The sequence below is a fragment of the Tropicimonas sp. genome (genome assembly GCF_047971885.1).
Classification (GTDB): domain Bacteria; phylum Pseudomonadota; class Alphaproteobacteria; order Rhodobacterales; family Rhodobacteraceae; genus Tropicimonas.
This window is the reverse complement of sequence record NZ_JBKEAE010000044.1, coordinates 1-5,519: the sequence shown is the minus strand read 5'-3', so window position 1 is coordinate 5,519 and position 5,519 is coordinate 1. Positions and strand designations below refer to the sequence as shown.

The 5,519-nt window shown below is 65.8% G+C and carries 6 protein-coding genes and 1 pseudogene; 2 read left to right on the top strand and 5 right to left on the bottom strand.

Annotated elements, in window-relative coordinates; translation table 11 throughout:
- Window positions 1-757: hypothetical protein (locus ACK5IR_RS05125; protein ID WP_416926568.1), on the bottom strand; the 757-nt coding region annotated here is incomplete at its 3' end.
- 377 nt (window positions 758-1,134) lie between these two features.
- Between ACK5IR_RS05125 and ACK5IR_RS05120 the strand changes: the two genes are divergently transcribed.
- Complete coding sequence (locus ACK5IR_RS05120) at window positions 1,135-1,809, top strand: hypothetical protein (RefSeq protein ID WP_416926566.1); 675 nt, start codon at window positions 1,135-1,137, stop codon at window positions 1,807-1,809.
- A 19-nt stretch (window positions 1,810-1,828) separates the two neighbouring features.
- Here ACK5IR_RS05120 and ACK5IR_RS05115 read toward each other — a convergent pair whose 3' ends face one another.
- Window positions 1,829-2,968, bottom strand: a complete 1,140-nt coding sequence (locus ACK5IR_RS05115; protein WP_416926564.1) for an alpha-D-ribose 1-methylphosphonate 5-triphosphate diphosphatase — start codon at window positions 2,966-2,968, stop codon at window positions 1,829-1,831.
- Between the two features lie 59 nt (window positions 2,969-3,027).
- Between ACK5IR_RS05115 and ACK5IR_RS05110 the strand changes: the two genes are divergently transcribed.
- Window positions 3,028-3,717: a DUF1045 domain-containing protein gene (locus tag ACK5IR_RS05110; RefSeq protein WP_416926562.1), complete on the top strand. Its 690-nt coding sequence runs from the start codon at window positions 3,028-3,030 to the stop codon at window positions 3,715-3,717.
- Here the strand turns inward: ACK5IR_RS05110 and phnN are convergent.
- The 3 genes and pseudogenes from phnN to ACK5IR_RS05095 all read right to left on the bottom strand — a co-directional run.
- Window positions 3,699-4,241 (bottom strand): phosphonate metabolism protein/1,5-bisphosphokinase (PRPP-forming) PhnN, encoded by a 543-nt coding sequence (phnN, locus tag ACK5IR_RS05105; RefSeq protein ID WP_416926560.1) that lies wholly within the window; start codon window positions 4,239-4,241, stop codon window positions 3,699-3,701. The genes ACK5IR_RS05110 and phnN overlap by 19 nt on opposite strands.
- A 35-nt stretch (window positions 4,242-4,276) precedes the next feature.
- A complete protein-coding gene (locus ACK5IR_RS05100; RefSeq protein ID WP_416926570.1) occupies window positions 4,277-5,239 on the bottom strand; it encodes a CorA family divalent cation transporter in 963 nt (320 codons plus the stop codon).
- A gap of 124 nt (window positions 5,240-5,363) precedes the next feature.
- Window positions 5,364-5,519 (bottom strand): annotated as a pseudogene (locus tag ACK5IR_RS05095) (IS256 family transposase); the annotation flags it as partial.

The following is a 5,519-nucleotide window of genomic DNA, read 5'->3' as shown; positions in this document are numbered from 1 at the left end:
CTTCGGCATCGGCGCGCTCGCTGCGCAGCGCTTCCAGTCGCTCAGCCTCGGCCATCAGTTCCGCACGTTGCCCTTCCAGCCGTGCGACCTCGCCCGTCAGTTTCGCAACCTCGGCCCGCATATCGCCCAGCCGGGTTTCAGCGGCGGCGATATCGCTGGTGGCGGCTTTCAGGCCGGCGTTCTCCGCCTCAAGTGCATTGCGCCGCTCCTCAAGGGCCGCGATCTGTCCGGCCAGTCCTGCGGCGCGCGCTTCTGCTTCGGATATGCCTTGCAGCGCGGCGGTGCGCTCTTCGATCAGCGCCTCCAGTTCGGATCGCTGCGCCATCAGACCATCGCGGGCTTCCTTCAGTTTCTCGGTCTCGCCGGTCAGCGACGCAATACCGGCGCCGAGTTCCTCGAATCTCGCCTCCTCGACGGAACGCTCTGCCCGAAGCGTCTCGAGTCGCTGCCGCTCGGCATCCGTCTGATCGACAAGCGCCTGCAATTCCTGCTGCGCATTCGCGATCTGTCGGGAAAACTCCGCGGACTCGGCCTGCACGCGGTCAAGTTCCGCTCGCGCCGAACCTATCCCCGCCGAAAGGTCGTCGCGCTCGATCGTCATCGCCGAAAGCTCGTCCTGCAGGTTCAGCAGGATCCTGCGATAGGCGGCCGCATCCGCTGGCTGCGCGCCGCTCGTCGCGCCGCTGTCCTGTGCAAGCGCCCCTCCTGCCACCAGAACGGCGGGCAGAATCAACCGGGAAATCGCTGAAACCTGCATGACCGTACACCCCCACATCCCGCGTTAACCTTTGCACAAGCACCTGCGGCTGTCGAATCCGCAACTGCATCAGGACCGGCCCGATCGCCCTGTTTTGTGTGGGCCCATGCGGACCGAGAGATAGCGGAGGCTGGCGGGAACCGGCTGATGTGCCGAGATGCCGCACAGGGTGCACGCCGATGGCGGCACCTGCACGCCAGCGCAGGATCCGCCACAAATCAGCGCGATCCGCCAGTTTCCCGCCGCGAGAAGCCGGGGGGGATTGTGAATACCGGCATTTCCCCGGCCCCGCCCCGGTCCCGGCCGGCCTTGCAACAAGAAGACTGGCGGTGTCAGTATGGACGCTATAAACTTTTCGTAAACGTTTGATTGTTCTTATGAGTGATATCGAAGTCTATTCCAGTGCCCTTGCATGTGGCGTAGCCGACTGGGTCGAGATTTTCGGCGACCCAATTCTGCGCGGCACCGTTTTCATGCTTGCCTACGGCATCGCAGCGGTTCTGATGCTGCGGGTTGCGCAACAGAGCCGCGGGCGCGAAAAATGGCTGTGGTGGCTTTCGGCCAGCCTGTTCCTGTTCCAGGTGGTGAACACCCATCTCGACCTTCAGGGTCTGGTCTGGGCAACCGGGCGCTGCCTGGCCCGGGCGCAGGGATGGTACGAGGAGCGGCGCAAGATTCAGGCCGCCTTTGTCGGGGTGATGGCAACCGTCGTTCTGATCAGCCTGCTTGTCACGGCGCTGGTCTTTCGCCGCCATATCCTGAACAATCTGCTGCTGGTGAGCGGTGTGCTGATCGCGTTCAGCATGACAGCGGTAAGGGGAATCAACTACCAGGGGTTGAGCACGCTCAGCAGGGGTTTCCAGGGGTATCTGCCCATGGTGGACCCGGTCGAGATTCTCGGCATCGCGCTGGCGGGTCTGGCCGCGTGGCTGCGGCTGTCCGCGATCCGCTACCGAAAGCTCCACCCCCGCCCGCGCCCGCGCGACCCCGCCTATGCCGACACGCGGGCAACCGCCAGTTACCGGCCGCGCGTTCCACCGGAAAGCCGGTAACGTCCGCCCGGCCGGCGCCTCAGGCGATGCGCCTGCCGGAAACCCAAACGCCCCTGACCACCCCCGCCCCGGCGACGCGCCGGACCCGGATCACATCGGCCCGCGCACCGACGGCAAGCCGCCCCCTGTCGCCGAGACCGACCGTATCGGCGGGCGCCTGTGTCACCGTGCGGATCGCGCGCGCCGCATCGCCCCACAGATCGCCCAGAAGCAGGGCCGCCGACAGCAGCGCCGAGGGAACGTAATCGGAACTGACGATATCCAGCAGGTCCGATTCCGCCAGCGTCTGGGCGGCGATATTGCCCGAGTGGCTGCCGCCGCGGATCAGGTTCGGCGCCCCCAGCATCACCGCGATCCCCAGCCTGCGGCAGGCCGATGCAGCCTGCGCGGTGGTGGGAAATTCCGCCAGCGCCACCCCGTGCGCGGCCGAGGTTTCGACATGGTCCACCATGGTATCGTCGTGGCTGGCCAGAACCGCGCCATAGCGGCGCGCCTCGTCAATCGCGACACGTTCGTGCAACTCGCCATGGGTTTCGCGCAACCCGATCAGGCGCGCGACATGCGCATCGAACTGCGCGTCGGTCATCGCGTATTTTCCCTGAACGTAGCGGCGGAATTTCGCGATATCGCTGAACTGCCGCTGCCCGGGAGTATGGTCCATCAGGCTGACGATGCGCACGCGGTCCTCTGGCCCGAATTCGGCCATTTCGCTCACCAGCGTCTGCGAGCAGATCTCGGCCCGCAGGTGCAGGTAGTGCGAGATTCTCAGGGCACCGACGGATCGCAGATGCAGCATCTCGCTGGCAAGCTGCCGGGCATAGGCCGGGTAATTCCCCTGCTCGGAGGGAACCGAGCCGACGCGCATCGCATCGAACACGGTGGTGATGCCGACCGAGGCAAGCTCGGCATCGTGGGCGATCATCGCGGCGGCGTGCGGCCAGTCGACCCATGGCCGCGGCTTGATATGTCGTTCCAGATTGTCGGTGTGCAGTTCGATCAGCCCCGGCAGCACCAGATCGCCGTCGCAATCCGCCGCACCCGCCACCCGGGTGCCGCCGCGGTCGATCGAAACGATCCTGTCGCCCGACAGCGCCAGCGCCCCGTGCACGACCTCGTCCGGCAGGACAAGCGTGGCATTGGCAAGAATGGTTCCGGTCATCGCATACCCCTCGCACGTCCATACTCGCCGGACTCGAACCGATGTGCTAGAGGCGAATCATGGACGGATTTACCCGCTATGCGCTCTATTTCGCCCCCCCTCCGGGCCCGCTGGCCGATTTCGGCGCGGCGTGGCTCGGATGGGACCCGAGGGCGGGCCGCAGGGTCGCGCATATCCCGATGTCAGGCCTGCCGCTGCCGGTGAGCGAGATCACCGCCGCTCCGCGCAAATACGGATTCCATGCCACCCTGAAACCGCCCTTCCGGCTGGCCGCACAATTCGACGTGGGCGAGTTGCACAACGCCGCCGAGGCGCTGGCCTCCTCGCTGGCGCCGGTCCTGCTCGACGGGTTGCGCGTTACCGGCATCGGAGAGTTTCTGGCCCTGACCCCCGTGGGCGATCAGACCCGGCTTGCGCTTCTGACGGCGCGTGTGGTCGAGGCGCTGGATATCTTTCGCGCCCCCCCGGATGAGGCGGAACTGCGGCGCCGGCGCGACGCGGGGTTGTCGGCACGGCAGGAAGAACTGCTGAAGGCCTGGGGCTATCCCCATGTGATGGAGGAATTCCGCTTTCACCTGACCCTGACCGGCCGCCTGCCGCCACAAACGCGCGACACGGTAAAAGCGCGGCTTGACGAGATGCTGGAACCGCTTCTGCCGCGCCCGTTCAGGATGCGCGAAATGAGCCTGTTCGGCGAGGGGCAGGACGGCCGGTTCCACCTCCTCAACAGCTATATCCTGAGCGGTTGAAGCGCGCCCAGGAAGGCGCGCGTCGCACTTGCCAGCGTGCCGTCGTTCTCCACCACGCGGATCGGCGGACCACAGGGGATCTCGTAGACCGCCCGTGCCAGACGCTGCGCCACCTCGACCGGCGTCTCCCGCCCCCGCTCGGCAAGCCGTCTTGCCAGCGTCGGAACCGAGGCGGTCACCAGAATCACGGTCAGGCCGGGATATTCCTCCCACGCATGCGCGACGATGGCGCGCGAACCGTTGAACAGCACGTCGCGCCCTTCGGAAAGCGCCCTGTCGATGCTGCGTGGAATGCCATAGCGCCGCCCGTGCGCCTGCCAGTCGAAAACGAACTGCCCTGCGGTCTTGCGACTCAGGAACTCCTCCTCGGTCACGGCATCGAAGGATTCGGTGCCACCCGCCACCCGCCGGGTGATGGCGCGGCGCACGATGTGCAGATCGGGCCGGAGCCGCGCCGCCTCGGCCATCAGCGTATCCTTGCCCGCGCCCGACGGTCCGACCACCGCAAAGACCCGGCCGGCCATCTATGCCCCCCGCGCCACTATCTGCACCACGCGCCTCACAACCAGCCCCGCCGCTTGAAATAGAGAAAGGCGACCCCCGCCGATACGATCATCAGGGCGATCGCGAAGGCGAATCCCCACCGGCTGTGAAGTTCGGGCATCCAGGCGAAGTTCATTCCATAGATCGACGAGATCAGCGTCGCCGGGGCAAAAAGCGCCACCAGCGCCGACAGCATCGACACCGCCTTGTTCTGTTCCAGGTCGATCAACCCCAGCGTCGCGTCGGTCAGGAACGTCACCCGCGAGGACAGGAAATCGGCGTGAACCGCAAGCGCGGCGATATCGCGTGCCTGACCGCGCGCCAGTTTCTTCGTGTCGTATCCGGCGGCATGTTCGCCCGGGAACTGGTCGACATAGTTCAGCGCCCGTTCGAGCGTCAGCAGCGACAGGCGCAGCCGCCCGATCCGCTCGCCGAGCACGCCGGCGTTTTCCAATGTCTTCTGCAACAGATTCGCCCGGTTGAGCCCCGCCCTGTCGAACACCTGCTGGGACATGTCGTCGAGCCGTCGCCCGATATCCTCGAGCGCATCGGCGAGATGATCGACGATATCCTCGACCAGCCCCATCGCCACCTGTCCGGGCGTGGCGTTGCACAGCGAACGATGCCCACCCTGTGTCGGGTAATGGCCGAAGGTTTCGGGGGCGTGATAGCGCACCGTCACCAGCCGTTCGGGCCCAAGAATGAAGCAGACCGGCCGCATGATCCTGCGACCGTCAGGAGACGGACCGGCGAGCACGACGGTCACGTAATCCACCTGCCCCACGCGATAGAGCCGGCTCGAAAGCTGGATTTCCTCCATATCTTCAAGGCCAGGAACCGTCAGCCCGAGCGCCTCGACCTCGGCGACCTGTTCGGGGTCGGGGTTGAGAAGATCGATCCAGATCGCGGCGGAAATGTCCGGCGCCGGCACGGGCAACGGGCGCAGACCTTGTTCGTTGCAGCTATAGGCATGGAGCATCGGCACGGCTCGCTCGACAGAAGGGACGCCTCAATGGGTATATCCCCGCCCTCGATCCGCCAAGCCCCGCGTGGCCACTGTATAGCGCGGCGCTGTCTGTTGGGCGTTACGCGCAGATACCGTGGCCATCTTCGGTCATTTCACCGGCATGGGCCGCAAGCAGTGCGGACAGCTCCGCTTCAACCGCTGGCTGGATCAACTCGCGCGCACCTGATCGCAAGACATCCGTGAGCGGATCGAGTGAGAATCCCGACGGATCGGCCAACGACGTGATGGTAGA